Origin of the sequence: Laspinema sp. D2d, assembly GCF_025370755.1 — a bacterium.
GTDB lineage: Bacteria > Cyanobacteriota > Cyanobacteriia > Cyanobacteriales > Laspinemataceae > Laspinema.
In genome coordinates this window covers 79,724-105,067 of record NZ_JAMXFC010000022.1, presented here as the reverse complement: position 1 = coordinate 105,067, position 25,344 = coordinate 79,724, and the positions used below count along the sequence as shown (strand labels likewise).

23 protein-coding genes and 26 tRNA genes are annotated in these 25,344 nt (G+C 47.7%); 38 read left to right on the top strand and 11 right to left on the bottom strand.

Annotated features, from left to right (window positions below):
- The first annotated feature begins 189 nt into the window (after positions 1 to 189).
- The 3 genes from NG796_RS15955 to NG796_RS15945 all read left to right on the top strand — a co-directional run bounded on the left by NG796_RS15955 (position 190) and on the right by NG796_RS15945 (position 2,561).
- Positions 190 to 261 (top strand) — tRNA-Gln (locus NG796_RS15955).
- A gap of 197 nt (positions 262 to 458) precedes the next feature.
- Positions 459 to 1,238, top strand: coding sequence for an HAD family hydrolase (locus NG796_RS15950; protein WP_411268814.1), 780 nt, complete (start codon positions 459 to 461; stop codon positions 1,236 to 1,238).
- A gap of 93 nt (positions 1,239 to 1,331) precedes the next feature.
- Entirely contained in the window at positions 1,332 to 2,561 is a 1,230-nt protein-coding gene (locus tag NG796_RS15945) for a DNA double-strand break repair nuclease NurA (protein ID WP_261207818.1), read from the top strand.
- A gap of 177 nt (positions 2,562 to 2,738) precedes the next feature.
- Here the strand turns inward: NG796_RS15945 and xseB are convergent, their stop codons facing one another.
- Complete coding sequence (gene xseB, locus NG796_RS15940; RefSeq protein WP_261207817.1) at positions 2,739 to 2,999, bottom strand: exodeoxyribonuclease VII small subunit; 261 nt, start codon at positions 2,997 to 2,999, stop codon at positions 2,739 to 2,741.
- A gap of 331 nt (positions 3,000 to 3,330) precedes the next feature.
- Here xseB and NG796_RS15935 point away from each other — a divergent pair, with 331 nt between their 5' ends.
- Positions 3,331 to 3,879: a helix-turn-helix domain-containing protein gene (locus NG796_RS15935; protein ID WP_261207816.1), complete on the top strand. Its 549-nt coding sequence runs from the start codon at positions 3,331 to 3,333 to the stop codon at positions 3,877 to 3,879.
- 86 nt (positions 3,880 to 3,965) lie between these two features.
- Here the strand turns inward: NG796_RS15935 and NG796_RS15930 are convergent, their stop codons facing one another.
- The 6 genes from NG796_RS15930 to NG796_RS15905 form a co-directional block, all read right to left on the bottom strand.
- Positions 3,966 to 4,262 (bottom strand): DUF2103 domain-containing protein, encoded by a 297-nt coding sequence (locus NG796_RS15930; RefSeq protein ID WP_015148445.1) that lies wholly within the window; start codon positions 4,260 to 4,262, stop codon positions 3,966 to 3,968.
- A 205-nt stretch (positions 4,263 to 4,467) separates the two neighbouring features.
- The gene (clpS, locus tag NG796_RS15925) at positions 4,468 to 4,761 is read right to left on the bottom strand and encodes an ATP-dependent Clp protease adapter ClpS (RefSeq protein WP_317619320.1); all 294 of its coding nucleotides are present in this window, start codon (positions 4,759 to 4,761) and stop codon (positions 4,468 to 4,470) included.
- A gap of 94 nt (positions 4,762 to 4,855) precedes the next feature.
- On the bottom strand, positions 4,856 to 5,098 hold the full coding sequence (locus tag NG796_RS15920) for a hypothetical protein (protein WP_261207814.1): 243 nt from the start codon (positions 5,096 to 5,098) through the stop codon (positions 4,856 to 4,858).
- A gap of 145 nt (positions 5,099 to 5,243) precedes the next feature.
- Positions 5,244 to 6,308 carry an adenylate/guanylate cyclase domain-containing protein gene (locus NG796_RS15915; protein WP_261207813.1) on the bottom strand — a complete coding sequence of 355 codons (1,065 nt, stop codon included), beginning with the start codon at positions 6,306 to 6,308 and terminating at the stop codon, positions 5,244 to 5,246.
- Positions 6,309 to 6,814: 506 nt separating this feature from the next.
- The gene (locus tag NG796_RS15910) at positions 6,815 to 10,345 is read right to left on the bottom strand and encodes a PAS domain S-box protein (RefSeq protein WP_261207812.1); all 3,531 of its coding nucleotides are present in this window, start codon (positions 10,343 to 10,345) and stop codon (positions 6,815 to 6,817) included.
- A gap of 628 nt (positions 10,346 to 10,973) precedes the next feature.
- Complete coding sequence (locus tag NG796_RS15905) at positions 10,974 to 11,351, bottom strand: response regulator (protein ID WP_015148449.1); 378 nt, start codon at positions 11,349 to 11,351, stop codon at positions 10,974 to 10,976.
- 479 nt (positions 11,352 to 11,830) lie between these two features.
- Between NG796_RS15905 and NG796_RS15900 the strand changes: the two genes are divergently transcribed.
- The 3 genes from NG796_RS15900 to NG796_RS15890 all read left to right on the top strand — a co-directional run bounded on the left by NG796_RS15900 (position 11,831) and on the right by NG796_RS15890 (position 14,294).
- On the top strand, positions 11,831 to 12,613 hold the full coding sequence (locus NG796_RS15900; protein ID WP_261207810.1) for an ATP-binding cassette domain-containing protein: 783 nt from the start codon (positions 11,831 to 11,833) through the stop codon (positions 12,611 to 12,613).
- Positions 12,614 to 12,744: 131 nt separating this feature from the next.
- Positions 12,745 to 13,377: an ABC transporter permease gene (locus NG796_RS15895; protein WP_261207809.1), complete on the top strand. Its 633-nt coding sequence runs from the start codon at positions 12,745 to 12,747 to the stop codon at positions 13,375 to 13,377.
- The gene (locus NG796_RS15890) at positions 13,374 to 14,294 is read left to right on the top strand and encodes a glycine betaine ABC transporter substrate-binding protein (protein ID WP_261207808.1); all 921 of its coding nucleotides are present in this window, start codon (positions 13,374 to 13,376) and stop codon (positions 14,292 to 14,294) included. Before NG796_RS15895 ends, NG796_RS15890 begins: the two co-directional genes overlap by 4 nt.
- A gap of 22 nt (positions 14,295 to 14,316) precedes the next feature.
- On the opposite strand, the gene NG796_RS15885 is transcribed toward NG796_RS15890, so the two are convergent.
- On the bottom strand, positions 14,317 to 15,672 hold the full coding sequence (locus NG796_RS15885) for an MFS transporter (RefSeq protein WP_261207807.1): 1,356 nt from the start codon (positions 15,670 to 15,672) through the stop codon (positions 14,317 to 14,319).
- A 414-nt stretch (positions 15,673 to 16,086) separates the two neighbouring features.
- Complete coding sequence (locus tag NG796_RS15880) at positions 16,087 to 16,182, bottom strand: cytochrome b6-f complex subunit PetL (RefSeq protein WP_015148453.1); 96 nt, start codon at positions 16,180 to 16,182, stop codon at positions 16,087 to 16,089.
- A gap of 94 nt (positions 16,183 to 16,276) precedes the next feature.
- Here NG796_RS15880 and aroB point away from each other — a divergent pair, with 94 nt between their 5' ends.
- Together aroB and NG796_RS15870 are read left to right on the top strand one after the other, a co-directional pair.
- Positions 16,277 to 17,371 carry a 3-dehydroquinate synthase gene (gene aroB, locus NG796_RS15875; RefSeq protein ID WP_261207806.1) on the top strand — a complete coding sequence of 365 codons (1,095 nt, stop codon included), beginning with the start codon at positions 16,277 to 16,279 and terminating at the stop codon, positions 17,369 to 17,371.
- A 39-nt stretch (positions 17,372 to 17,410) separates the two neighbouring features.
- Positions 17,411 to 17,863 (top strand): tellurite resistance TerB family protein, encoded by a 453-nt coding sequence (locus NG796_RS15870; RefSeq protein WP_261207805.1) that lies wholly within the window; start codon positions 17,411 to 17,413, stop codon positions 17,861 to 17,863.
- Positions 17,864 to 18,034: 171 nt separating this feature from the next.
- On the opposite strand, the gene NG796_RS15865 is transcribed toward NG796_RS15870, so the two are convergent.
- On the bottom strand, positions 18,035 to 18,370 hold the full coding sequence (locus NG796_RS15865; RefSeq protein WP_261207804.1) for a hypothetical protein: 336 nt from the start codon (positions 18,368 to 18,370) through the stop codon (positions 18,035 to 18,037).
- A 93-nt stretch (positions 18,371 to 18,463) separates the two neighbouring features.
- Here NG796_RS15865 and NG796_RS15860 point away from each other — a divergent pair, with 93 nt between their 5' ends.
- The 3 genes from NG796_RS15860 to NG796_RS15850 all read left to right on the top strand — a co-directional run bounded on the left by NG796_RS15860 (position 18,464) and on the right by NG796_RS15850 (position 19,990).
- Positions 18,464 to 18,736 carry a hypothetical protein gene (locus NG796_RS15860; protein WP_261207803.1) on the top strand — a complete coding sequence of 91 codons (273 nt, stop codon included), beginning with the start codon at positions 18,464 to 18,466 and terminating at the stop codon, positions 18,734 to 18,736.
- Between the two features lie 74 nt (positions 18,737 to 18,810).
- Positions 18,811 to 19,359, top strand: a complete 549-nt coding sequence (locus tag NG796_RS15855) for an HNH endonuclease (protein ID WP_261207802.1) — start codon at positions 18,811 to 18,813, stop codon at positions 19,357 to 19,359.
- A gap of 235 nt (positions 19,360 to 19,594) precedes the next feature.
- Positions 19,595 to 19,990: an alr0857 family protein gene (locus tag NG796_RS15850; RefSeq protein WP_261207801.1), complete on the top strand. Its 396-nt coding sequence runs from the start codon at positions 19,595 to 19,597 to the stop codon at positions 19,988 to 19,990.
- Positions 19,991 to 20,192: 202 nt separating this feature from the next.
- Here the strand turns inward: NG796_RS15850 and NG796_RS15845 are convergent, their stop codons facing one another.
- A complete protein-coding gene (locus NG796_RS15845) occupies positions 20,193 to 20,852 on the bottom strand; it encodes a glutathione S-transferase family protein (RefSeq protein WP_261207800.1) in 660 nt (219 codons plus the stop codon).
- Positions 20,853 to 21,342: 490 nt separating this feature from the next.
- Between NG796_RS15845 and NG796_RS15840 the strand changes: the two genes are divergently transcribed.
- From NG796_RS15840 to NG796_RS15715, 26 genes are all read left to right on the top strand, one after another.
- Positions 21,343 to 21,417, top strand: a tRNA-Asp gene (locus NG796_RS15840).
- 116 nt (positions 21,418 to 21,533) lie between these two features.
- A tRNA-Ile gene (locus NG796_RS15835) sits at positions 21,534 to 21,608 on the top strand.
- A gap of 3 nt (positions 21,609 to 21,611) precedes the next feature.
- Positions 21,612 to 21,686: transfer RNA gene (locus tag NG796_RS15830), tRNA-Trp, on the top strand.
- A gap of 5 nt (positions 21,687 to 21,691) precedes the next feature.
- Positions 21,692 to 21,768: transfer RNA gene (locus NG796_RS15825), tRNA-Glu, on the top strand.
- A gap of 12 nt (positions 21,769 to 21,780) precedes the next feature.
- A tRNA-Tyr gene (locus tag NG796_RS15820) sits at positions 21,781 to 21,867 on the top strand.
- A 4-nt stretch (positions 21,868 to 21,871) separates the two neighbouring features.
- Positions 21,872 to 21,958, top strand: a tRNA-Ser gene (locus NG796_RS15815).
- Positions 21,959 to 21,994: 36 nt separating this feature from the next.
- Positions 21,995 to 22,084: transfer RNA gene (locus NG796_RS15810), tRNA-Ser, on the top strand.
- Positions 22,085 to 22,088: 4 nt separating this feature from the next.
- Positions 22,089 to 22,162, top strand: a tRNA-Phe gene (locus tag NG796_RS15805).
- Between the two features lie 7 nt (positions 22,163 to 22,169).
- Positions 22,170 to 22,245: transfer RNA gene (locus NG796_RS15800), tRNA-Gln, on the top strand.
- 8 nt (positions 22,246 to 22,253) lie between these two features.
- Positions 22,254 to 22,330, top strand: a tRNA-Gln gene (locus NG796_RS15795).
- A 6-nt stretch (positions 22,331 to 22,336) separates the two neighbouring features.
- Positions 22,337 to 22,410 (top strand) — tRNA-Leu (locus tag NG796_RS15790).
- A 13-nt stretch (positions 22,411 to 22,423) separates the two neighbouring features.
- Positions 22,424 to 22,508 (top strand) — tRNA-Leu (locus NG796_RS15785).
- A gap of 1 nt (position 22,509) precedes the next feature.
- Positions 22,510 to 22,584: transfer RNA gene (locus NG796_RS15780), tRNA-Pro, on the top strand.
- 8 nt (positions 22,585 to 22,592) lie between these two features.
- Positions 22,593 to 22,666: transfer RNA gene (locus NG796_RS15775), tRNA-Leu, on the top strand.
- A 41-nt stretch (positions 22,667 to 22,707) separates the two neighbouring features.
- Positions 22,708 to 22,781 (top strand) — tRNA-Leu (locus tag NG796_RS15770).
- Between the two features lie 13 nt (positions 22,782 to 22,794).
- Positions 22,795 to 22,872: transfer RNA gene (locus NG796_RS15765), tRNA-Met, on the top strand.
- 9 nt (positions 22,873 to 22,881) lie between these two features.
- Positions 22,882 to 22,954: transfer RNA gene (locus tag NG796_RS15760), tRNA-Thr, on the top strand.
- A 4-nt stretch (positions 22,955 to 22,958) separates the two neighbouring features.
- Positions 22,959 to 23,030 (top strand) — tRNA-Gly (locus tag NG796_RS15755).
- A gap of 5 nt (positions 23,031 to 23,035) precedes the next feature.
- Positions 23,036 to 23,110: transfer RNA gene (locus tag NG796_RS15750), tRNA-Val, on the top strand.
- 6 nt (positions 23,111 to 23,116) lie between these two features.
- Positions 23,117 to 23,190, top strand: a tRNA-Arg gene (locus NG796_RS15745).
- Between the two features lie 320 nt (positions 23,191 to 23,510).
- Positions 23,511 to 23,583, top strand: a tRNA-Ala gene (locus NG796_RS15740).
- A gap of 6 nt (positions 23,584 to 23,589) precedes the next feature.
- Positions 23,590 to 23,663 (top strand) — tRNA-His (locus tag NG796_RS15735).
- 288 nt (positions 23,664 to 23,951) lie between these two features.
- Positions 23,952 to 24,023: transfer RNA gene (locus NG796_RS15730), tRNA-Asn, on the top strand.
- Between the two features lie 65 nt (positions 24,024 to 24,088).
- A tRNA-Ser gene (locus NG796_RS15725) sits at positions 24,089 to 24,174 on the top strand.
- Positions 24,175 to 24,191: 17 nt separating this feature from the next.
- Positions 24,192 to 24,264, top strand: a tRNA-Lys gene (locus NG796_RS15720).
- 22 nt (positions 24,265 to 24,286) lie between these two features.
- Positions 24,287 to 25,267 carry a GNAT family N-acetyltransferase gene (locus NG796_RS15715; RefSeq protein WP_263012222.1) on the top strand — a complete coding sequence of 327 codons (981 nt, stop codon included), beginning with the start codon at positions 24,287 to 24,289 and terminating at the stop codon, positions 25,265 to 25,267.
- The last annotated feature ends 77 nt before the right edge of the window (positions 25,268 to 25,344 follow it).

Sequence of the window (25,344 nt, the reverse complement as noted above, 5' to 3'; positions counted from 1 at the left end):
CCATCCTCCCCATCCTCCCCATCCTCCCCATCCTCCCCATCCTCCCCATCCTCCCCATCCTCCCCATCTCCCCCATCTCCCCCATCCTCCCCATCCTCCCCATCCTCCCCAAGACCCCAAAAAGATTTTTTTAGAAAACAGTTGACAAAACCCGGTGGGTATCTGTTAGTATGTTTAAGGTCAGAGAAATGGGGCGTCGCCAAGCGGTAAGGCACCTGGTTTTGGTCCAGGCATCCGGAGGTTCGAATCCTTCCGCCCCAGTTGACTAAAGCTCTATTAATTTAGAGTTTACTTAAAAAAATCACTGAACTAAGGCGTCTGCTATCAGTGTTAACGCGTCTAAATAAAAGACCTACTTTTTAATAAAAAGTGGGTCTTTTGTTTTGGGAGGAAGCGGGACAGGCTGTCCCAATTCATGGGAAAATCGGCAAGGAGATTCTCTACCCTCAAATCCGATTGTGTCTAACCCTCCGACAATTCTAGCCCTTGATTTTGATGGCGTCATTTGTGATGGATTAATCGAATATTTCCAAACCACTTGGCGATCGTATTGCCAAATTTGGCCCAAGGCCGATCGCCTCCCCCCGGATGAAATAGCGCCCTTGTTTTATCAACTCCGACCGGCGATTGAAACAGGATGGGAGATGCCAGTCCTCGTGCGATCGCTCCTTCTAGGAACTAACCCCGAGATTATATTACAAGACTGGCCTGCCATTTGTTCGCAAATCGTTACCGCTGAAGGATTAGACCCGACGGATGTAGCGGCGATCGTCGATCGCGTCCGAGATGAATGGATTGCCGACAATCTCACCGATTGGTTGAGTTTGCATCGGTTTTATCCCGGAGTTATTGATCGCCTACAAACCTACCTCGCCTCCCATCAGCAACTGGTGATCATCACCACCAAAGAAGAACGCTTCGTGCGATCGCTGCTGCAAGAACAAGGTATCCAACTCCCAGAAGACTGTGTATTTGGTAAAAATGTCAAGCGTCCTAAACACCAAATCCTCAGAGAATTACTCGGAAAAATTACCCCAACCCCAACTATTTGGTTTGTAGAAGACCGCTTAAAAACCTTAGAATCAGTCCAAAAACAACTGGATCTGACTGGGGTCAAATTATATCTCGCCGACTGGGGATATAATACCCCAAGCGATCGCGCAGCAGCGAATAACAATTCTGGGATAGAACTCTTATCCTTGTCCACCTTCTGCCAAGATTTTTCACTGTGGCCTTAAATCGGTCCTAAATCATCCAAGGGTCCGGCCCTGGGTTGTAAAATAATACAGAGCAAAAGCAACAATGGGCTATTTGATACCCAGGGGGAACGGATGCTAGATTTGACCAAAATTGCAAGGCAAATGCAGGGAATCAGCGAACATCTTTCCAAAGAAGCGGAACAATCCCGTCAGCGGTTGGAAGTCGCCCAAAAATTGCGGAAAAAAGCTCAGGGAGAGCAAGAACAGTTGATCCAGGAACGAGAAATTTGGCGCGATCGCATGGGATTTCCCGTGGCTATTCCCGCCGAACCCTTGGACTTTACCCCCTACATTCCGACTCCCCCCAACGTCCAAACCGTAATCGCGACGGATGGGTCTCAGATTGCACCGTCCCATCATGAAATTGCCTACTGTTACTTAATTAATGTCGGGCGAGTGATTCTCCATTATGGTCAAAGTCGCCTCCCCTTGTTAGATAGTCTGCCGGAGGTATTTTATAAACCCGAAGACCTGTATATTTCTCGGCAATGGGGAATTAAAACCGAAGAATGGATGGGGTATCGCCGGGGGGTTTCCGAGGCGATCGCCCTCGCAGATTTAGCCATTGCCTTGCGAACCCCAGGCAGCGGTCAAATTGCTCATCCAGAAGCGCCTATTTTAGGCATGGTTGATGGGGCCTTAATTTACTGGTTTCTCGAACCCTTACCTACCGATGCTCGTCAGCTCATTCTCGGGGCTATTTTAGAAGCTTGGGAAAAAATGCGGCAAGTCAAGGTCCCGATTGTCGGGTATATCAGTGCCTCCCGCAGTAGTGAATCCCTCAGTTTCTTACGGTTAGCCGCCTGTCCCCATCCTCACCCCGACTGTTTTACCCATTGTCCCATTGAGGCAGATTCCGTCCTGCGTCCCTACGACCAAAAAGCGCCCTGCCAAGTCTTTGATCCTTTACGGGATACTACATTATGGGCTTCTGTACTTGAACCGGGTCAACGGAGTCCCCTCTGGCGGAGTTGTTCTCGAATTTTGGATTTATATCCCTCAGAACATCAAGTGTATTTCTGTTACCTTCATGTCGGTCCAGAAATTGCCCGAATTGATATGCCTGCCTGGGTTGCTCAAGATCCCTCTTTGTTAAGCATGGCATTAAGTATGGTTTTGTCCCAAGTGCAAAAAGGGTATGGCTATCCGGTGGTGTTAGCGGAGGCCCACAATCAAGCGGTAGTTCGGGGAGGCGATCGGGCTCGTTTCTTTGCGCTTCTCGAACAACAAATGATTAAAGCAGGATTGCAAAATGTCGGCACCTCCTACAAAGAAACCCGCAAACGCGGCAGTATTGCTTAGGAGGTAAGGCTTAAAAGCAAGATCAAGGGGGAGAGCGTTCCCATAGCCTATTCTCAGGGACAGGCTATGGGAACACCCTTCCCCTCCCGGTTAAGTTTTCCCGAGGATCATCCCGTTGAAATGCCTCTTTCAGCTTTACCCTCACCCCAAATTAAGTCCTCCTTTCCCCCTGATTCTTCAAAACTCAAAACTCACCTCATCCAGAGTTTCCAGTAATAAATTGACCTGTTGCTGTCGTTGAGAGAGGAACGATTCGCACTGGCGCAAATACTCAACAGCGATCGTGAATTGGTCGAAAACCTCTGCTAATTCCAGTTCCCCCGATTCGACCCGTTCAACGATCGCTTCAATTTGAGCTACCGTCGTTTCATAGTTCCAGTCCGGTTCGGGGGTAAAATCCTTGTTTTTAGAAATCGGAACTCGCCCTGAATTACTCATCTTCTGTTCGTCTGAAGGGACTCTTAATAAAATCTGCTTAATTTTAATAGATTCCTGAGACAAGTGCGAGCAAGGGACAAATTTCATCCCCATTATTCGTGAATTTTCGCTCAAAAAGGGTGATTTTTTTAGTGATATATACTCAATTTTTCCGGTTTAATGGCGGATTTATTCCTCAGAATAGAGATTCGGTCATGTTGCTTGATTTTGGGGACCTCTTGACGATCCAGCTTGGGTAGGCTAGGGTGGAATTAAAAAGTTTTATGCTATCTGTGCATGGAATTAACCCATGAAATCAACGGAATGGGGCTGAAGCGAGAAATTTATACAAATGGCACGAACTCTCAACCTAGAAATTAAGGAATCTTCAGAAGAACTGAAACACCTGCTAGACAAGCAGACCAGTGTGCAAATGAAAGAAAGACTGCAAGCATTGTACTTACTAAAAACAGGAACTCTCTCTAGTTTACAAGAGTTATCCTCAGTTTTAGTCAGAGACCCTTCAACCATTTATCGATGGTTTCAGAAGTACAAAGAAGAGGGATTAGAGGGATTACTTAAACCCTACAAAAGCCCGGGGAAAACCACAACTATTCCTTCAGCAGCAATGGGGAAATTAAAGCAATATTTGGAAGAGTATGAGGGAGTTATCAGCTACGGAGAAATTCAAACTTGGTTAAAGGAAAAATGTGGAGTTGATGTGAGTTATCACGTAGTTTATAGAGCAGTGTATCAGAAACTAAATGCCAAAATAAAAGGGTCTAAACCCCCAAAAAGAATTAGAAAAAAGAGTGGGATGGGAGAACCAAACCCATTCACAGAAAAGTCAGGGGAAGTGGAGTGGGAGGCGGAAGAACAGTCACCTGTTTCAAAGTGTTGAGTCTTAATTTAATTGAAAATTGGGGGAGAACCGGGCTTTAACCTTCATCATCAGGGAATCATCTGTGACCGCATCAGACCCCGGAGCTATTTTTTTGCCAAGCATGAAGCGATCGCCCCTTCTAGGTCCGGTTGACTTAATTCCGTAATGATAAAAACTTCTTGCACCGTTTTTCCCTGTCTGGCAATCACTTTATATCCGCCCAAAATAGGAACTGATATTTTTAACTTCATCTGGGGACAGTGACCTTTGGCGCGACCAATCACCCCGGGAGTAATCGTTTGAATGCCGAGGCAACCCGTTAACTTTTCCAGGATGGCGATTAAACCCGGAATATGGGTGGAGTGATTTAGAACCAAGCGACCGCCAGACGGTTTTCCCATGAGATGTTTACCAAATAGAATAGTGTTTCCTGGATAGTGGGGAACCAATCAGAGGCTAAGTACAGCCTAAAAATCAGCTTGGATACCCTAGACGCCAAATTTCGCGCCTGTCGTTCAGTATGCAACCTACTGGTTCATCTTAAGGGTAAATGGTTAACTCCTCCTCTTGAACCCTCAACTTAGACGCCTGATTCTGGTAACTGGATTAGGCTTTTTCTAAAGGAGCCATCGTTAATCCAGCGCGGCTGAGTTGCTGATGGTACAATTCCGCTTGCTCTAGGGGCCCCACCCAGACTGTGGCTTGTCCTTCAAAGTGAACTTGATTGGTGAGTTCCCAAGCTAGATCGCTCGTCATGTTGGGAATGTACTTCATTAAACAGGAGGAAACGTGCTGAAACGTATTAAAATCATCGTTCAGCACGATTACCTTATAATTCGGGTATGGTTGTCGGGTAACTTGACCAACTTTGTCCGGCGCAATAGTCGGCGCTGTCGCCATTGATCGAATGTTTACGGAAACTCCCCTAGTCATAGCCTTAGCCTTACCGAATTAAGTTAACAATAATAGTTCTGTACAGCGATTCTCAGTTAGTTTAACAAGGAACTGTCCGATCATCAATCCATTGAGTCAGAATAGGCGATAAATTGTCAAGGGCTAGGCTAATTTTTATCCCCGGGGGATGAACCTGGTTAAGGAGCGATCGCCTCTCAATCCCTCGGAATCCTAGCACTAATTTGAGGGAAACCGGGGACTGTACCGGATATTCTGGAAAGGGAAGAATCAGGGCGATCGCCGGGTCCAGAGGCTCCGGTTTGGGAGGCGATCGCCCCTGCAACCGCTTGAGGTCAAGAGCCGGAGCATCTCACCCTTGAGCGCGCAGTCACCCAGGAGAGGAAGCCGATGGATTTCGGGCTTTGATTCATCGCTTTAAAACCTAGAAAAACCTGATGGGTTTTAAATAATTATCAGCTTGAATTAAACTAAACAATAGGTTTTTTACCCATCAAGAGATAGGTCAACATTTCTCCTTTGCCTTTGACGGGAATCAGGCCCCGGTGTTCAAATAAAAAATCATTAGCCAGACATTCATAAGTGGAAGTTGTGACTTGAATCCGTCCAGGAATGCCATGAGATTCCATTCTTGAAGCCGTATTGACCGTATCCCCCCATAAGTCATAACTAAACTTTTTAGTGCCTATGACACCAGCTTCCACTGGGCCGGTACTGATCCCGATTCGCATAGCGATGGTTTCGCCATGATTCGTCCTTAATTGGGTTGTTGCGTCGAGCATATCGAGAGCCATTTGAGCGATCGCCTGGGCATGGTCCGGCCTAGGCATAGGTAATCCTCCGACTACCATATAGGCATCCCCAATGGTTTTAATTTTTTCCAAGCCATATTTATCCGCCAACTCATCAAACAACGAGAAAATATGGTTGAGAAACTCCACCAATTCCGGGGGAGACAAATGAGAAGAAAGCTGGGAAAAGCCGACAATATCAGCAAACAGAACCGTCACATCGGAAAAATTATCCGCGATCGTCCGTTCCCCAGCCTTCAGCCGTTCCGCGATCGGTTTCGGTAAAATATTCAACAAAAGCAGTTCAGATTTAGCCTGTTCATCTTGTAATTTTTGTAAAACCGCTTGTTCTTGGTCGCGTAGGCGTTTTTTCTCCAAAGAGGCACTAATCCGAGCTTTTAACAAGACCGGGTTAAACGGTTTAGAGAGATAGTCTTCTGCACCCAATTCAATGCATTTGACCACACTATCAATATCATCCACAGCGGAAATCATAATCACGGGGATATGACGCAGACTGGAATCAGCCTTAATTTCCTCTAAGACTTGATAGCCATTAAGATGGGGCATCATAATATCGAGTAGCACGAGATCGAAGGGCTCGGCTCGGATTAATTCGAGTGCCTTCAGTCCATCTTCTGCAATTTGGACATGGTAGCCTTGCCGCTTCAAGCGGCGGCAGAGGAGATCGCGGTTGGCTTCAACATCATCAACTACCAGCACCGAGGCTTGGTCAAGGTTCATGGCATCGACTCTTTAAAATCTAGCAGGCTCGAAATAGCAATCGGGCAGGGGTTTAAGGGGGTTAACCCGTGAGGAACCGGCGATCGCCTCTAGGAGACGATGGGGTTCCGTTAGCCCTGGGATCCTGGAGATCCGGCAGGAGGTAGAACGGATTGATACCAAATCCGGGGGTCAACGTTCTGTATTGAGGGTATCCCTTATCAGAGGGGCTTTGTCTGTGTCGTCCCACCCGGCATTGAGTCTAGGGGGGGTTAGACAAACCAGAACCGACGGGAATAGGAGAGGAGTTTTGGGCGATCGCATCATGGCATTAGTGTCCGCATAGCTGGGTTTACTGAGAGTGAAGGAGCAAATCAACCCCTGATGGCGTTTGCTCTCTTGCCGTGGTGCAAGTGATTCGGCGACATCCCGTTTCTCGATGGAAACTTCCTAGGATTCTACCTATTTCTTGGAGTTTCTATCCCCGGGCCCGAGAATTTCCCAGAGAAAATACTTCGTTGGACCATTTAGGGCTGAGGCTGAACTGAGACAGTCCGCAGACGGACTGTAAAAGTGGAACCCACTCCTACTTGACTGCTAACGGAGATTTCACCTCCCATCATCTCGCAGAATCGCTGAGAAATAGCTAATCCTAAACCTGTGCCGCCATACTTGCGCGTCGTAGAAGGGTCCGCTTGGGTAAAGGCATTAAAAATTTGATTCATTTGTTCCGGACTCATGCCAATTCCTGTATCCGTCACGCGAAAGACAATACAGGGAGACGGAGGCCCCAGGGGGTCTGGGGTGACCGGGGGGGGAGAATCGGTCCACATCCCATCCCCAGACTCCCCGAGACATGAATTTAAAGGGGTCTGAGGAATCCAGCCGAGGTCCCGGGAGACCTCAAAAGTAATGGTGCCTTGGGTAGTGAATTTAGCAGCATTACTCAATAGGTTTAATAACACTTGTCGGATTTTTGTCAAGTCTGCATATAAGGTTCCGATATCAGGGGGACAGATTGATTCTAAGGTATTGTTATTTTTTTGAATCAAGGGTTTGGCGGTAGCAATGACATTTTCAAGGAGGGTTGGAATCTCGAAGGTTTCTAAATAGAGTTCCATCTTACCCGCTTCGATTTTGGAAATGTCTAAAATATCGTTAATGAGGGAGAGTAAGTGTCTTCCAGCCAGTTGAATTTTTTGCAAATCGGGGATGAATTCTTCAGACCCTAAATCTTCCGATTCTTCGAGGAGAATTTCGCTGTAGCCGATAATGGCATTGAGGGGGGTTCGCAGTTCGTGGCTCATGTTGGCAAGAAAGGCACTTTTAGCGCGGTTTGCTGCTTCGGCGGCGGCTTTGGCTTCTTGCAATTGTTGGGAGACTTTCTTGCGATCGCTGATATCGTTGAGGGTTCCAGCCATGCCGATAATAGTTCCATCGGGAGAAAGTCGCAGTCTGGCATAAACATCCATCCAGCGGCGATCGCCTGTTTTGGTCAGATAACACGCCTCATGGCGGCAAGAGTCAGTCTGCCGCTGGACCAATTTCTGGAATTTTTGTTGAGTCTCTGGGTGCTCGTCGGGATGAATATAGTTTAAAAATGGCGTCCCGAGACTTTCTTCAATACTGTATCCTGAAATTTCAGTCCAAGCCGGGTTTAGGAAAGTCCAGCATCCCTGGGGATCAGTTTGAAAAATGACTTCTTGAACCGTATTCACTACCGAGCGATATTTTTCTTCACTTTCTTGTAAAGAGGCGATTAATTGCAGTTTTTCCGCCTCTGACCGTTTGCGGGCGGTAATATCTCGGACGATCGCTAATGCTTCCTTATCTCCACTGGCAACCACTCGGCTTTCATAACTATAGACCTCTTCATTAATGGTTAAGTTATACTCAAATATTTCAATTTCATGACTGGCTAAAGTTTTTTCCAAGGCATCAATACAATCGGCAACAACGTCTTCAGATAATAAATCACTTAATTTTTTTCCTAAAAATTGGCCGGTTAAGTTGCCAAAATCAATGCCTTTGACGGGTTTAAAGTCCAGAATGGTTTGTTTGCGATCAAAGCGAAACATTAAATCAGGCATCGCATTGAGCAAGGCGCGATTTTTGGCTTCACTTTTGCTCAATAAAGACATCGCTTGTAACATTTGGAACTCGGACCGCTTGCGATCGCTAATATCCTGCACCGACCCCAACACCTTCTTCCTCGGTTCTTCCCCTTCATTTTCAACGGTTCGTGCGGAATCGCGCAACCAACAAATATTACCGGATTTGGTAAAAATTCGGTATTCTAATACGGCCCCATTTTCCCCTAACATTTCTCGTTCAAATTGGCGAAACTTCGGCAAATCTTCGGGATGAATCACCCGATGCCAGCCGCCTTTTTGATTGATTTCCTCTCGGGTATAGCCGGTGATCCGTTTAAAAGATTCAGTAACCCATTCCGCGATCGGTTCACCGTTATCATTGAGGGTCATGGAATAGACAAAATCCGAAGCCAGTTCAGAAATGGTCCGATAGCGGGCTTCACTGTGACGCAAGGCTTCTACCGATTTCGTCCGTTCAGTGATATCGGTGAGGTAACCTTCTAGGGCAAATAATTCTCCAGTAACTGAAAAAATCCCTCGTCCTTGTTCCCAAATCCATTTGGTTTCTCCAGTCCGAGTGATGATTCGGTAAGCACATTCAAAGGGCTGTTGGTTTTGTAGACTGGCTTGGACCTTTTCCCATAGTTTTTCTTGGTCATCGGGATGGATAATTTTGGAAAAAGAAACCCGGCGATTCCCGATGATATCCTCGGGATTATATCCGGTTAAAGTGACACATCCATCGCTGACGAATTCCATTGTCCAATCTCGGTCATTTTTACAGCGATACACCATCCCAGGAAGGTTACTCATCAGGGTGGCTAGGGTTCGTTGATTTTCAGTCACCGTAGCAATCAGTAGTTTTTCGAGGTCTTGGGACCGTTTGCGATCGCTAATATCTCGCACCGCTGCCACTCGAACCCCTCCCCCGGAATGTAAAATCTCTTTCCCTTGAATTTCTACCGCCAAAATTGTGCCATTTTTTGTTAAAATTTGGACTTCATAAGGGGTTTCATCCCCTAAGTTAATCATTTTTAACGCAATTTTTTTAGAGTTATTTGTTAAAAAATCTAAAGCATTTTTGCCAATCAGTTCTTCTTCCGAATAGCCACTCATAGTCACGAGGGCTTGATTGACATCGAGAATTTTTCCTCGGATATGAATGATGATGCCTTCAAAGGTCGCTTCTGAGAGTCGGCGTAATCGGACTTCGCTATCGCGTAAAGCCGTTTCGGTTTGCACCTGCTGAGTAATTTCGCAAACTAAGGCAGCGACTCCGATGAGTTCACTTGACTGATTGAGGAGGGGAAGAACATTCCATTCACAAGTTAGGGTTTTGCCGTCGCGGGTGCGATTTTCTAACCGCCAACGTTGTTTACAGGGGTGGGTTAAGAACTGATTCCAGTGGTTTTGGAAATCAAGACGGGTATTTTTCGTGATGATTGCTGTCAGTAAAGGGGAGGCGATCGCTTCGCTGGCATGATAGCCAAAGAGGGTTTCTGCCGTGGAATTCCAAGTTTGAATCTCACCCTTGAGGTTCAATTCAATCACGGCGATGGGAAGATGATTCAGGTAACGTGCCAGTTGGTCTGCGGTGGGGGTTCCCAGGCAGGGAAAGCCAAAGCCGTCCCTTGGGACGGGACTGAGGAGTAAAGAGGCGGGGGGGGTTGTTTTCTGGGCGATTTTTAATTGTCCCAAGGTCCACCCCATCCAGCCGAAGAATAGAGGATTAAGGTCTAGGATCCAGTGTAGTGGATTGATAGTATGGACCTGGGCGATCGCCCCTAAAGACCAGTCTACCTCTTGAATTATGATATCCAGAATCCATGCACCGAATGGGATCGTGCAACCCAAGAGGATTCCCACCAGGGTGTAAGCTTGAATTAGCCCTGCCTGCTGATGTTCAGGGTTAGAGTTCCCCTCTGGATTGGGCTTCAAATTCTGGGCTGATAAATTAATAGGCATCTTGATGAGATCTCTTTGGCGAAGAGGGTTGGTTTGACTTGAACTGTCCTGTTTAGAGTTCCTGTCTTGTCATCAACGGGATAGTATCCACGACTTTCCTAACCGCTATTTTTGATTCTCGATACTAGACCATTTTAAGGAAGTGAAGCGCTGACCTAAATTTCCGACAATCGGCGGCAGTTAAATTTTCGTTTTTGATCACTAAAATTTCTGCCTAAACGGGCAGGTACATTGCATCATGGACTCACCTCTGTTTTCGCCTGATTTTATGACTCATGGATATTGATTAAAATTAGGGTGGAGATTAACCCAAAACTCAGGAAATAATCCAGACTCGCGGAGGGGGATGAATGATCAGAAAAAATCGAAGGTTGACGGATGAGGGCGGCTGCCCTTTGATTCAGATCTCTTGATTTTAAGATTGACCCAGAAACCCCCTCCCTTAAAAATCCCCAATTCGCGTCTGGAGAACTTGGACTACTTAAAAATATCGCTCAAAACTTATGTGGACTAATAGAAATCCCATGTATTGCTGTTCAAGCGTGAAGACATTGACCCCGTGGCGATCGCACCCCTGAAATTTTTCTGATCCCTTCTCCCCCTTCAGCCTCAGAATGCAAGCAGCATCCTAAACTGTGGGTTGCTTGGAAATATGTAACTGAATTTTCTCCAACAACCGAGGAAATTCCACGGGTTTGGTGTCATAATCATCGCATCCTGCCGCCAGACATTTCTCGCGATCGCCAGACATGGCATGAGCAGTTAATGCAATAATTGGGATCCACTGAGTATCCGGTGCCGCTTTGATCCGCCGGGTTGCTTCCCACCCATCCAGTACCGGCAAACTCATATCCATCAAAATCAAGTCAGGTGTTTCGGCATGGGCCATTGTGACGCCTTGTCCGCCATCAACGGCTACGATGACCTCATAGCCCCGACGCTTCAGACGACGCAATAGCATATCCCGATTCATCTCATTATCTTCTACCAACAGGATCTTATGCATTGCTTTCGGGTTCCCTTTGCTCCCCTTACTGTATGCCTTCCTTAAGGCTTTGTAGCATAACGCTCATTTCCGCGCATCGATATTATTGCCCAGTTTCAACGCCAAGGTTGCTTTTTGGCCCGAATGGCTTAAAATCTGAGCGAGGTCAGTCTGAATGCCCGGTTTGGCATTTTGCGTTGTGTTCTGTTCTCCCCTTGGCGATCGCCTCCCTAATTCGGGCAGAGATCTCCGGCTTAGGAGCCATTTTCTATAAACTTACAAACCTATCTCCCTCTGCAACCCTATTGCCCTAGCTTATTTTGTCCTCACAACGATCCGCTCCTCCTCCAGTGCCTTCCTTAATTTACTTTACTCGATCGCCACTCTTCCACCGTCACTCTTCCACAAGCTACAAAACAGTACAGCCCCCAAAACCCTCGAAGTCTTGCGGACCGCAATTCTCCCCCACCCCACCCCTCACTCCCCAGATCCATCGATCTATGTCCTTACCAAACCCCCCTGTTAACGATTCAGTTGTAGAATTTTGGGATGTCACCTTTCGGGTGAATCAGCGAAATTTAGTCTCCAATTTGAATTTTAAAGTCAATCGGGGTGAAGCCTTAGTTCTGATTGGACGCAGTGGCAGCGGCAAAAGCACCACGATCGCCCTGATGGATGCACTCCGAATTCCCACCACTGGCGAGGTCCTCGTTGAGGGCAAACCTACCACTCAATGGGACCCGATTCAGTTGCGCCGACGCATGGGCTATGTCATTCAGGACATTGGTTTGTTTCCTCATTTCACCGTGGCTAAAAATGTTGGTCTCGTCCCGTCTCTTCAGGGGTGGGACCGCGATCGCATCCAGAACCGAGTCACCGAACTCCTCGAACTCGTCGGATTAGAACCCCAACATTTCCTCCACCGCTACCCTCACCAACTCTCCGGGGGTCAACGCCAGCGCGTCGGCGTCGCCCGTGCACTCGCGGCGGATCCCCCCGTCTTACTCATGGATGAACCCTTTGGGGCGGTGGATCCGATTACCCGCCTGGAACTCCAACGGGAATTTAGACACCTGCAACAGCAACTCGGCAAAACGGTAATTTTTGTCACCCATGACATTCATGAAGCATTACGCTTGGCAACCCGCATTGGCTTGATGCAGGATGGCAAAATGGTCCTGTTAGGCACTCCCGCAGAATTTTTGCGATCGGAACATCCCGAAGCTCAAGCCTTTATCCGCTGCCTCCCCACTCCGACTTTCGAGGGCACTGCCGAGTTTTAGCAGTTCCTGGGGACAAGAAACCGGGTTTCGGGCGTAGATTTGCCAGTTATTACCATCAATTGGGACAAGAAACCCGGTTTATCAGCCGTTGCGCTATCAATCCAACGTCGTTAATTCTATCAGCCTGAATAATGGATGAGTTTTTTCTGATTCGATATAGTGAAGAAATTTTACGCCGTAGTGGTGAACATTTATTTTTAGTGGCGATCGCCATTACCATTGCCACTAGCGTGGGGATTCCCCTAGGCATTCTGATTACTCGAAAAACCCAGCTATCTTCTGCAATTTTGGGGGTTGCCAATATTCTGCAAACGGTTCCCAGTCTAGCCCTGTTTGGGTTTTTAATTTCTGTTCCTATCATTGGCGGAATTGGAGCTATTCCCGCTATTTTTGCCCTGACTTTATATGCCTTATTACCGATTATTCGCAATACTTATACGGGCATTGTTGGGGTAGATCCCGCCATTCGGGAGGCGGGAAGAGGAATGGGGATGACCGATTGGCAATTGTTGTCCCAAGTTGAGATTCCCTTGGCAATGGGGGTGATTTTAGCTGGGGTGCGAGTCTCAACGGCAATCTCGGTGGGAACGGCAACCATTGCGGCAGCGATCGGGGCCGGTGGATTGGGGGCATTGATTTTTCAAGGCATTTCAATGGTGAACAATCAACTCATTTTAGCTGGAGCCGTTCCCGCAGCGGCGATCGCCTTAATTGCCGATGGGGCGATCGGTTGGCTTGAACATCACTTAACGGTTAAAAAATGAAGGCAAAACAAGTTTTATTCTTAGCCCTTTGTACCCTCACTCTCGGGACAGTTGCCGGATGCCAACCTGACAACTCCCGCCCTAGCAGAAAGGCTGATATTGTAATTTGCTCTAAAAATTTCACCGAACAAAATATCCTCGGAGAACTCCTCGCTCAACAAATAGAATCCCAAACTAATTTAAAGGTCGATCGCCAGTTAAATTTAGGCGGGACATTCCTCTGTCATGATGGCCTCAAAACCGGCCAAATTGATGCCTATATTGAATATACGGGTACAGCTTTTACCGCAATTTTAAACCAGACCCCCATCTCGGACGCAGAAACTGTTTATCAGAAGGTCAAACAAGCCTATCAAGAGCAATTTAACTTAACCGTGATGCCTCCATTAGGGTTTAATAATACCTTTGCTATCATGGTCCGGGGAGAAGATGCGCGCAAGTTAAATTTAAAAACCCTCTCCGATGCGGCGGAATATACTCCCCAATGGACCGCCGGATTCGGCTATGAATTTATGAGTCGGGAAGATGGCTTTCCCGGCTTGGCGGCGACCTATCAGCTAACCTTTGTCCGCCCTCCCGAAGTCATGGATTTAGGATTAATGTACCGGGCTTTAGTTTATAAAAAAGTGGATTTAATCGCCGGGGATTCTACGAATGGATTGATTGATAAATTAGGGCTGGTTGTCCTAGAAGATGATAAAAATTATTTTCCCCCTTATCAAGCCGTTCCCATCATTCGGACTGAAACCTTAGAAAAATATCCGGAGTTAGAACCCGTTATTCTTCAACTGTCCGGGTTAATTTCTGAAGCAGAAATGCAACAAATGAATTATCAAGTGGATGGGGAATTTCGTCGATATGATGAAGTCGTTCGGGAGTTTTTGGCATCCCAACAGTCACCAAAATCCGGGAATTAGTCAGAATATAGGGCAGGAAGGCTTACGGGTGCCGATTTCCCTCTTTTTGGAAAATTAGGTTCGGCATTCTGGCGATCCAAAATAAGCGGGCTGCGGTTAAACCCATTAAGATTGCACCTGTGATGAAACAAGCACTATATCCATAAGAAACCGCGATCATCCCGCCTACGAGACTGCCGATAATTGTGGCAATTCCAATGAGGGAATTATAGGAACCCATTGCGATCGCTTCTTGACCTTTGGGGGCAAGGGTCGCAACAATCGTAGTGCTAGAAATGCTGATTGCAGCCCAAGTTAAGCCGGTTAAGAGGTGCGCGAGGCCGACAATGGGCAAACTCAGGGGATGGACAGGCATCACCGCCACCAGGGAGAAAATCAGGAAGACGACAACGCGGACGGCAGTGGCCCCAGCTTGGAGGTGAACCCCTTTGCGTTTTTGGATAAACCGCGCCATTGGCAGATAAAAGAATGCCTCGATCGCCGCTTTACCCATACTGATCAATAAAACTTGGGTGTTGGTTGCCCCTAAATGGGTGGTCAGAAAAATGGGAAAGGGGACAAAGACGACATTCACCGCAAAGAAAAAGACTGCGGCACAAGCATAGTAAACCAGCAGGGGACTAGAGAAGTTCTGAATCAGGTTAACCGGCCATGATGGATGCAGGATAAAATACAGCATTCGCGAGGAATAAAACATCGCCCGTCTTTCAATCACGGCCACAGAGATGACATGATGTAACTCGGGCTGATACTGGCGGTGTTCTGAACTCTTGCGCGGTTCTTTGACCCATTTCCAGCAGAGAATCAAGCTGAGTGTAGCGGCACAACTGGCTAAGAGTAACAGCGATCGTAGTCCGAGATTCGTCCAGTGAAGGGGAATGAAGGCTAACCAACTGGCCCCCAACAGAACGCCCCCGACAAAACTCCAGCCGGAAATCTGATAAAATCGCCCAAAAGCACTGGCCCAGCGCTCTTCTGGGTTGCCATCAATGACTAGGGCGGAAGCAACCGGGGTAATGGCGGCCATGAGAAATGCACCGAGGGTACAGAATATCATGACTTGCTCGATTCCCTGCGCAGTCGCCGTGAGGGCGGTACAGAGGGCAAACCCACAAAATCCCAGGATGAGGAAGGGTCGGCGCAGTTTGAGGCGATCGGAAAGATTCCCCCAAACCATAAAAGCAATGACACCGGCGAGGGAAGTCAGGGAATGGACTCGTCCGACATCCGTCACACTGCCATTGACGGTTTGAACGATAAATAAAGGCAGTAGGGTGATTAATAAGGCTTCGCCCAATTTATACGGGACAAAGCCAAAAAACCACAGGGGTACGGTGAGGCGCGATAACCGGAAGGGGTTGATCAAGGACAGATTCATCGGGTCAGTATGGGTTGTAGGGTCACAAAAAAAAGAGCCGACTGCACTCCTGAAGACTTGCAAAATAAAAGTAAATTTAATACAGATTGATGCTGCTTACCCACTCTCATCTGACGCAGATCTTTGGCTCAAAGTGCCATTAGTAGGAGGTCTCCGCAAAAATACGGAACTTTGGGGATCGCGGGTTGCATCTGGGGTTTATTTTTAATACCTGCAATCTTCTTTGCCTTCCATCCGGGGCGATCGCCTCATTCTTCCCTGCACCTCCCATCTAAAGTTGCTGCCATAAAAAAACCCGCCTTAGCGGGTTATAAGAATAAACACTCACAGGCTCAAGCCTGGGGCTACAGGAACAAAGCCCGCCTGCACAGGCTGAAGAGTATTATCTTAGGTCTTTAGCAACTGAATTTGGGATTAGATCAGCTTGACGGCACGCAATCCGAACATCAGGACCACGGCACTGACGAAGGCTCCACCGACAATCAAAGCATAAGCAAGGATTCCAGACATTGAGAAGTATCTCCATTTAAAATCGCTACCCACCATTGAATCATGGCTTGCGATACAATACAGCCCTCTAGGTTTAGTGAATGGGTTGTTTACCATGCCGTCTGTTATCCGCGTCAATCTGCCCCAGGACTCTTACGATATTGCGATCGCCCCTCAATCCTTAGATCAACTCGGGGCGCAAATGCAGCCCCTGAAGTTGGGGAAAAAAGTGTTAGTGGTGTCCAACCCCGTGGTGGATCGACGGTATGGCGATCGCCTACGGTCCTCTTTAACTGCCGCAGGATTTGACGTATCCACCTGCATCCTGATGGCAGGAGAACAATACAAAACCCTGCGATCCATTCAAAAAATTTACGATGCGGCCCTGGAACAGCGCCTAGAACGGTCTTCCACAATGGTTGCTTTAGGCGGTGGGGTCGTGGGAGATATGACCGGATTTGCGGCAGCGACTTGGTTGCGGGGGATTAATTTTGTTCAAGTTCCCACTACCCTTTTAGCGATGGTGGATGCTTCCATTGGGGGCAAAACTGGGGTGAATCATCCCCAGGGGAAAAATCTGATTGGGGCATTTTATCAACCCAAGTTGGTGGCGATCGACCCCGAGGTACTAAAAACTCTCCCCGTGCGGGAATTTCGAGCCGGAATGGCTGAGGTGATTAAGTATGGGGTGATTTGGGATTTGGAGTTATTCACCCAGATGGAACAGGCAAAACGGTTGGATCAGTTGCGCTATGTAGATGCCGGATTTTTGGAAGAAATTCTCGCCCGTTCTTGCCAAAGTAAAGCGGATGTCGTCGGCAAAGATGAAAAAGAAGCGGGATTGCGAGCAATTCTGAATTATGGTCATACCATTGGTCATGCGGTGGAAAGTTTGACGCACTATAAGGGAACAAATCATGGGGAAGCGGTGGCAGTCGGGATGGTGGCGGCGTCGCGGTTAGCGGTGGCGTTGGGACTCTGGGATGAGGAGTGCGATCGCCGTCAGTTTGCCTTGATTGAAAAAGCTGGGTTGCCGACAAAATTACCGGAAGGATTGAACCTTGAGGAAATTATTGACACCCTCCAAACGGATAAAAAAGTGAAAGATGGAAAAGTGCGGTTTGTGTTACCCACCCAAATCGGTGCGGCAACTGTCAGCGATCGCGTGACGTCAGATTTGATTCGCCAGATATTACCTGGAATGCAGTAACGCCGGTTCACTTTGGAGAGTTCGCAAGCGGGGGATGCCATGAGCAAGTATGACAAACTGTTCCAAACTTATGCGAAATCAACGGAAAAACTCACGCCTGTGGAAGCGTTGTTTGCCATTACGTTGATTGTGGTTTATGCCGATGGTCAAATGTCTGAACAACAATCGGAGTTACTCCATGAGTTGATGGCAAGTGGCGCGATGAAGGGGTATGCAGCAGAAGATATCCACAAAATTTCCGCCAAAGTCGATAAAATTTGGGACCGTCAAGGGACTTCGGCCTTGTTTAATGCCGCCATTGAAGCCCTGCCCGATGATATGGTTGAAGGTGCTTTTGCCGTAGCTGCCACCTTTGCAATTGTTGATGGCAAGGTGACGCCAGAAGAATCCCATTATTTGGATAGACTGGCTCAAGCGCTGAAAATTCCGGCAGAAACCGCACCCAGACTGATTGCAGAAGCGTGGGAAATTATCGGCGATCGGAATAATTAACCCTTGTGGGGTCCCCTCCCCGGAAATTGGGATGGGTAGGGGACCGATGGGACGGGAAGAACGACAGAGGCGATCGCCGATTCAATGCGATCGCCTCTAAATTTGTAACCCCAAAAGCACTACAATCCCAGCCCTGGGCTTCCTCCAGCCACAAGAAGGCGGGAGATGCGACTATCCAACCAGACTCTCTATACTCAGCGGCACCATATCGCCGCCGGTGGTTAACCCTAATAACATGGGTTCTTGGGGTCGAATCACTTTGCCGGTGAGGACACACCGTTCCTCTCGTTGGGCCGTCGCATCTAAACTGACTCGAATATCCTCTCTGGAAAATGAAGGTCGATACTCTCCTGATTTTTGCTGAACATAATTCCAGAGCACGTCTCGAATCAAGGCTTGATAGCCTTGATTCCCAGAGATGGCTTTGAGGCTTTCTTTCAGAGATCTCTCTAGGCGGATGCTGGTGACTTCCATTTCGGTGGTGGGTGTTCGAGTAATCGCAGACATAACTTTTTTCCTCAGAAGGGTTTACATTCTCTGTAATATTAGTGTAGTATGTTTGGTGGAGAATTCAAGTCCTTGCTTTCAAAAAATCTAACCGTGAACTTTTTACCCCCCCTTCCTATGAACACCGGACTGTATGCCAATGGCTTGGGCCGTGATGTTGCCGCAGGCGATCGCCTCGTGACATCGGCTACAGCTTTGGAGTCCATCGGGAAGGTTGAGTATCATAGTAATGCGGTCCAAGATTTACAGATGAGCGAGGAGTTTAAAACCCCGTTTGGTTACCGACCAGGATGGGCCAATATTCATACAAGAAGCGGCAGGGACAGCCATGAGATGCTGTACCCCCATAGGACGAGAAGACCCTAATAATAAGAGTTTTTTCAGCCCCCGCTTCCCCTAACGAATGGAAGTGGGGGCTGTTTTTTTTAAGGAGTCGAGTCGTGAATAGCATAACTGATGTGTTAGCAAAATCGGTGGTGGTGTTTTCTAAAAACTACTTACCGATTAGCCGAGTCAACATTAAACGAGCAATTGTCCTGTTAATTGCAGGCAAGGCAGAACCCTTGGAGTTAAGCGATGGCAGCAATAGTGAGGACTTTGGCCTAGAGCCCCCTCAAATGTATGAGGTGCGATCGCCCTCTCAAGTGGTGATGGTTCCTCCCCATATCCGCCTGACTATCACAGGGACTGAACGGATTTGGAAAGTGCCTCCAGTCAACCGTCGGGAAGTGCTTAAACGGGACCACCATGCCTGTCAATACTGCGGCAGTACGAAACATTTAACCCTAGATCATGTCTTGCCTAAATCCAGAGGCGGGAGTCACAGTTGGGATAATGTCGTAACCGCCTGTATGAGTTGCAATTCTCGCAAGGGCGATCGCACGCCGATGGAAGCCGGAATGTCCCTGAAAAGCAAACTCAAGGCTCCTATCCACCCAGCGATCTCATTTGCAGAACAATTCTGGAGCGATTTGAAGGGGTACGAGTGAGAGAAACCTGAGATTTGATGTACAATTTCTGCACACTCTTAGGAGAAAAGCTCAAGGGAAGACGTTAGATCGCGTGAATCTGAGATTGGGAATTGCCCATTGTTCAATCAATTTTTGATGTTTCACAATTCTGGATATAAACGCCCTTGGTTGTCAATCACATAAGTTCGGGCGACTCAGACTCTCACTCCAAGGCGAAGTAAGAATAACTCACAAAGACGAGAGATCACTGGCAATGCTGAAGTTCATTTATACTGAAACCGGCTTTAACCTAGAGCGTCTGCCTGACTCCATTGAGGAAGTTGTGGCGACCCGTGCTGTCGTGGCGATGCGAGTGGGTGAAAGCATCGCGATCGCCCCCTCTAGCGCGTCGTTTTTGCTGCCGACAGATTTGCCCGGACTGAAGTTTCTGGAAGCGGAGGCATTAAACGATCCAGGCGACATGATTTCCATCTGCGTTGCCGATAGCGAGTATGTTGAAGTCAGTCTACGCGGGACTTGGATCTCGACGGATTCTCAGAACGATTTTGGAGTTTTTCTCACCGCCTTGAGCGATCGGGCTGAGTTTTATATCGTCAAGTGTTCCGAGGAAGCGAATGCGGGAGTTTCCTTACTCAAGGAAGTCGATTAAAGCCGATGAACCCAGGTGATTTGAAACCACTGGGTTCATTCGGGGTGAACCAATCTTTCTCCCGTTAATTGGGTTACGCGATCGCCCTCCCTATTTGCCTACACTCAAACACAACTCTCTATCTTCTGTCAGCACTACATCCACACCCTTCCTATAACTGTTACTTCCATCCATAAATCGCCACTCATCTTTATTATTGGCATTATTGCCGCTGAGAGAGCAGGGATTTCATTCGGGCTTTAACTTCTGTAATTTCTGTCTCAGTGGGTTGGGTTTGTTGCCAACTCTCACGAGTCATCAAGCGATCGCACCAATCCTTTAACCGAGGATAATCTTCCAAGGGTAATCCCAGACTCGGCAAAAACGGGATGGCAGTTCCGGCAACAATATCCGCCAAGGTAAGCTGTTGATCTCCAAAATATAGGCGATCGGCTAATTTACTTTCAAAAAAGCGTAACACCCGAGCAACATTCTGTTTAGCTTCCTGCAACTTTTCCGGGCTTTCTTCCGAAAGCCCCATCGAATTCATCATCAAGGGCCGCATCGGTGGCATCATCTGATTTAAGGTCAAAAGTTCTATCATTTTCACAGTCGCTAACATCTGCGGATCCGAGGGCAGTAAAGAAGGAGTGGGATATTTTGCCTCTAAGTAATCCAAAATTGCCAAAGACTCCACGACTACAAATCCCTCATCTTCCAAAACCGGAATTTGGTGAAACGGATTGAGTGCAAGAAAATCAGGGTGGAACTGATCTCCATCGAGTTTCATCGCGACCAATTCAAACGGTAGTCCTTTTTCTAATAAGGAGAGACAGACCCCGCGAGAGTTAAAAGAAATCCGATTGTAGTATAGCTTCAACATAGACTTGTTTTTTGAGGATACCCTTCTGATTTTACTCGGTTTTAGGTCCAATCCCCGAACCCGGTAAGCGCCACTCTCCCCCAGACCAGAACCCCCCTTCCTCCTGTCCCATTGGGATCCAGTCCATACTTCAGGTTTTCTTCGTTGTAGTATGTCTATTTTAGGCAGTCCTCTTAGCAAAACCCTCCTATAAAATCCTTTCAGAGCAAGCGTTACAGAAAAAATTCAATAAAAAGTAAAAATTTTTTCTAAAACCCCTTGACAGTTTTGTAGTATGTATGTAGTATATAAATATGAAGCGAGAGGGACAGAGCAAAATGCTCCACCCAAACGCCCACCTTGAACCTTGAAAACTGAATAATCAAAGGGCCATTTAATGAAAACGGAAACAATGGCGGACTCAATCGGTGGGAATTATTCCCTTGAATGATTCCCACCCCCTTAACCGCCAAACTTTTCCAAATTCCATGTAATCCACTGCTGATTTCATGGGGGTGTAGCTCAGTTAGCGTAGAGCACTTGTCTGTCGAACAAGTCGTCGCGGGTTCGAGTCCCGTCACTCCCGTTCAGCAGGGATTAAATTTGGAAAAATCCCGATAAAAAATGCGGTGCAAATGGATATAACCTCATCATCAATGGTTAGGATATAGCCTTTTCAAGGCTGGAATACGAGTTCAATCTCGCAGTGTAACTTAATGGTAAAGTCCCCAGCTCATAACTGGGTGGATGCAGGTTCAAATCCTGCTGCTGCGACCAAACGTGGGGATAGTGTAACGGCTAACATGACGGTCTCCAAAACCGTTGATCTGAGTTCAAATCTCAGTCCCTGCGCCAACTGTGGTGCCGTAGGCAAATTGGTAAAGCCCCCGATCTTTCAAGTCGGCGTTTGCGGGTTCAAATCCCGTCGGCACTGCCACACACATTGTATGGGCTGGTATCCAAATGGGTGAAGGAGCTTGACTGTAAATCAAGTGCTATTGTGCTGAACATGGGGGTTCGAGTCCCTCCCGGCCCATTCTGGAGAGGTGGCCGAGTGGCTTAAGGCGCTTTCCTGCTAAGAAAGAGCGGTTTAACGACCGTCGAGGGTTCAAATCCCTCCCTCTCCGCCTTTTTGTATAATCTGGGTGTATGACACCCACCCTGGAGAGATGGCCGAGAGGCTGATGGCGCGGTCTTGGAAAGACTGATCGGATTGAACAGATCCGACGAGGGTTCAAATCCCTCTCTCTCCTTTATCCCCCGGTAGCTCAGTTGGTAGCAGCGCCTGTCTGAAGAACAGGAGGTCGTCGGATCGAAACCGACCTGGGGGACTGGTATTGCCTGGTGGACGATTGGCAAGTCGCTGTGACTCTGAATCACGGAGAGGTTGGTTCGACCCCAACCCAGGCATCCATCTCACAATGCCCTGTGGTGTAATTGGGTAACATTTCCGGCTTTGAATCGGAAGAGTCCAGGTTCGATCCCTGGCGGGGCATCCAATTTTTGCTCCTGTGGCGTAATTGGAAAACGCGATCGCCTCAAAAGCGATTTATTGTGAGTTCGAGTCTCACCGGGAGTACCTTGGTTCTCTCGCTCCTGTGGCGGAATTGGTAGACGCGGCAGACTTAAAATCTGTTTTTTAAAAAAGTGTGGGTTCGAGTCCCACCAGGAGTACCAACGGGATGTAATTCAGCGGTTTTAGAAGCCTTGGTTTGGGGCCAAGGAGTCGTGGGTTCAAATCCTACCATCCCGATTTTTTCTGCCCCTGTGACGTAATTGGAAACCGTCGCTCGCTTAGAACGAGTGTTTTACAGGTTCGAGTCCTGTCAGGGGTATTGGGTTTAATCCACCCAACTGATGGCCTGATTTAATATTTGCCCCTGTAGCCCAATTGGAAGAGGCCCTAGATTAAGGATCTAGGGGGTACTGGTTCGAGTCCAGTCGGGGGTATTTTGGTGATTTATGCAGGGATGGAGCAATGGTTGGCTCGTCAGTCTCATAAACTGAACATCAGCAAGTTCAAATCTTGCCCCTGCCACCAATTTTTGATGCTGGTGTGGCTCAATTGGCAGAGCGATCGCCTTGTAAGCGATGGGTTGCAGGTTCAATTCCTGTCACCAGCTTGTTGCGGGTGTGATGTAGTGGTAAGCATCTGAGTCTGCCAGTTTCAGTGCATGGGTTCAAATCCCATCACCCGCTTTTGTAGTCCTATAGCTCAATGGTAGAGCGCTTGCCTTACAAGCAAGATAGTGTCAGTTCAAATCTGACTAGGACTACCAATCAAAGAGAGTGTAACTTAATTGGAAAAAGTCCCGATTTTCTAAATCGGTTTATGTAGGTTCGAGTCCTACCACTCTTGTTGTTTTTTACTTAAAAAAGGAGGATTATCTTCTGAAATTCAAACCGGATAACTTAAGGCGATCGCGTCCAAGCGTGACCTAATTTTTGGAGCTTACATACTTGAGTACGAGAGGAAAAGTACCACATAATAACTGTGGGCGCGTGAGAACGAGGAATACGAAGAACCCGAGAGGTGGGCTTGAAAGTAGCCATCCTTTAAAGAGTGTGTAACAACCCATCGGCGGAGTCCCTCAAGTAACTGAGAAAGCGCAAAACGCTCCTCGCACTTGCACGAACAAACGCGATCGCCTCACATAAAGTCAATTGTCTACTTAATCTGGGTCTGTAGTTCTAATGGGAGAACGCTTCTCTTGCAAAGAAGAGGTTGCGGGTTCGACCCCCGCCGGATCCACTGATGGTGTCTGAAGTCCAAGCGGTCCAGACGCTGGTTTGTGAAGCCAGTCCTAGCGGGTTCAAGTCCCGTCAGACACCCTGCGGAAGATGCTGCTGAATGGACGGCAACTGGTCTCGAAAGCCAGAGTACAGGTCACTGTAGGGGTTCGATTCCTCCATCTTCCACCACCCACTAGAGGCCGAAAAGTGAGGCACCGTGCTGATAACACGGGGTTAGGAGGGGCAGTACCTCCCTGGTGGATTTCCCTTTGCCAGCGGATCTGGACCTGATGCTACGAACATCGGTGTGGGTGGTTCGACTCCATCCAAAGGGGCTTTCCCTTGCCTGTGAAATGCTTCGCGCATCATTTTAAAGTGAGGGACTATTCCTCGGTAGCTCAATGGTGGAGCGTCCGGCTGTTAACCGGAGGGTTCTTGGTTCGAGTCCAAGCCGAGGAGTTTCGGAGTTTTATTTAAGTGAGAGGTAGTAACATGAGGATGAAATAATTTAAGTCATGATTGATGGAAGCTGCTGCTGATTGGACGGCAACCAGCCTTGAAAACTGGGGTACGGTGGAAATCCGTAGGGGTTCGACTCCTCCAGCTTCCGGTGATCTGCGATAAAATGGGTGGTTGGCAGATCGGTTGATGCATCCGACTTTTAATCGGATCAAGAGAGGTTCAACTCCTCTACCACCCTTTATTTTAAGAGGTAAACAGTGATGATAACTTTAACTAAACGTTCCTATACTGGAGAAACGGATTTAGAGGCGATCGCCGATTTGATTCATGCTTGTGAGGCGGTGGATTGTCTGGATGAAGGAAGCTCGATCGCCGAACTGCGCCAAGAAATTGAAGCCCCTTGGGTCGATCGCGATCGCAATCTTCGCCTCTGGGAAACTACGGAGGGGACACTGATAGCATTCGCCCAACTTTGGATTCCTGAATGCGGTGAAGTGCGGGATGGTTTCCTCTGGTTTCGGGTGCATCCGATGTTCCGAGGCGGAACCCTGGAACGGGAAATTGTGGCATGGGGTGAGGCACGAATGCAGGAAGTGAGTCAGGAGTTTGGTGTGCCGGTGAGCTTGCGATCGGGCACGAGGGAAACTGATGGCGATCGCATTCGGTTTTTAGAAAGCTGTGGATTCGCCATCAATCGCTATTTTTTCCGCATGGAACGAGTCACGGCTGAACCGATACCCACTCCTCAGTTCCCCCCTGAATTTACGGTGCAGATTGGGGAACAGCAAAAGAATGGTGATGCTTGGGTTGAACTGTACAATCAGAGTTTTATTGACCATTGGAATTTTCACGCCTTAACTCGCGATCGCCTGGATCATGAATTAGAAAATCTTCCTTATCGGCCCGCCTTTGACTTAGTAGCCGTCTCTCCTGATGGGCAATTTGCCGGTTTTTGTTATTGTACAATTTATGCTGAAAAAAATCGCCAGACTGGACGAAATGAAGGCTGGATTACAGTCCTAGGAACCCGTCGGGGCTTCCGTAATCAAGGCATCGGACGGGCGCTTCTGTTAGCAGGAATGCAGCAGTTACAAGCGGCTGGGGTCGAAACTATTCTACTCAGTGTGGATGCCCAAAGTCCCACGGGCGCTTTGAAACTTTATGAATCTGTAGGGTTTCGCCAATCTTTCGCCAAAGTTTCGCTATTTAAAGCACTAGATAGCCTTATTGAAGCCGGTTGAATTTTTTTTAAAACCTCTTGACAAAGAATAATACGAGTGTTAAATTTAAAGAGTATAGCAAAAAAAAATTCCACCAG

Excerpts from the sequence above, each read along its gene's own strand:
- xseB (WP_261207817.1), bottom strand. The coding sequence starts at position 2,999 with ATGAGTAATTCAGGGCGAGTTCCGATTTCTAAAAACAAGGATTTTACC.
- NG796_RS15895 (WP_261207809.1), top strand. The coding sequence starts at position 12,745 with ATGGATGAGTTTTTTCTGATTCGATATAGTGAAGAAATTTTACGCCGT.
- NG796_RS15845 (WP_261207800.1), bottom strand. The coding sequence starts at position 20,852 with ATGTTGAAGCTATACTACAATCGGATTTCTTTTAACTCTCGCGGGGTC.
- NG796_RS15715 (WP_263012222.1), top strand. The coding sequence starts at position 24,287 with ATGATAACTTTAACTAAACGTTCCTATACTGGAGAAACGGATTTAGAG.
- NG796_RS15885 (WP_261207807.1), bottom strand. The coding sequence starts at position 15,672 with ATGAATCTGTCCTTGATCAACCCCTTCCGGTTATCGCGCCTCACCGTA.
- NG796_RS15945 (WP_261207818.1), top strand. The coding sequence starts at position 1,332 with ATGCTAGATTTGACCAAAATTGCAAGGCAAATGCAGGGAATCAGCGAA.
- NG796_RS15930 (WP_015148445.1), bottom strand. The coding sequence starts at position 4,262 with ATGGGAAAACCGTCTGGCGGTCGCTTGGTTCTAAATCACTCCACCCAT.
- NG796_RS15890 (WP_261207808.1), top strand. The coding sequence starts at position 13,374 with ATGAAGGCAAAACAAGTTTTATTCTTAGCCCTTTGTACCCTCACTCTC.
- NG796_RS15900 (WP_261207810.1), top strand. The coding sequence starts at position 11,831 with ATGTCCTTACCAAACCCCCCTGTTAACGATTCAGTTGTAGAATTTTGG.
- NG796_RS15870 (WP_261207805.1), top strand. The coding sequence starts at position 17,411 with ATGAGCAAGTATGACAAACTGTTCCAAACTTATGCGAAATCAACGGAA.
- clpS (WP_317619320.1), bottom strand. The coding sequence starts at position 4,761 with ATGGCGACAGCGCCGACTATTGCGCCGGACAAAGTTGGTCAAGTTACC.
- NG796_RS15935 (WP_261207816.1), top strand. The coding sequence starts at position 3,331 with ATGGCACGAACTCTCAACCTAGAAATTAAGGAATCTTCAGAAGAACTG.
- NG796_RS15880 (WP_015148453.1), bottom strand. The coding sequence starts at position 16,182 with ATGTCTGGAATCCTTGCTTATGCTTTGATTGTCGGTGGAGCCTTCGTC.
- NG796_RS15865 (WP_261207804.1), bottom strand. The coding sequence starts at position 18,370 with ATGTCTGCGATTACTCGAACACCCACCACCGAAATGGAAGTCACCAGC.
- aroB (WP_261207806.1), top strand. The coding sequence starts at position 16,277 with ATGCCGTCTGTTATCCGCGTCAATCTGCCCCAGGACTCTTACGATATT.
- NG796_RS15905 (WP_015148449.1), bottom strand. The coding sequence starts at position 11,351 with ATGCATAAGATCCTGTTGGTAGAAGATAATGAGATGAATCGGGATATG.
- NG796_RS15850 (WP_261207801.1), top strand. The coding sequence starts at position 19,595 with ATGCTGAAGTTCATTTATACTGAAACCGGCTTTAACCTAGAGCGTCTG.
- NG796_RS15915 (WP_261207813.1), bottom strand. The coding sequence starts at position 6,308 with ATGAACCTTGACCAAGCCTCGGTGCTGGTAGTTGATGATGTTGAAGCC.
- NG796_RS15910 (WP_261207812.1), bottom strand. The coding sequence starts at position 10,345 with ATGCCTATTAATTTATCAGCCCAGAATTTGAAGCCCAATCCAGAGGGG.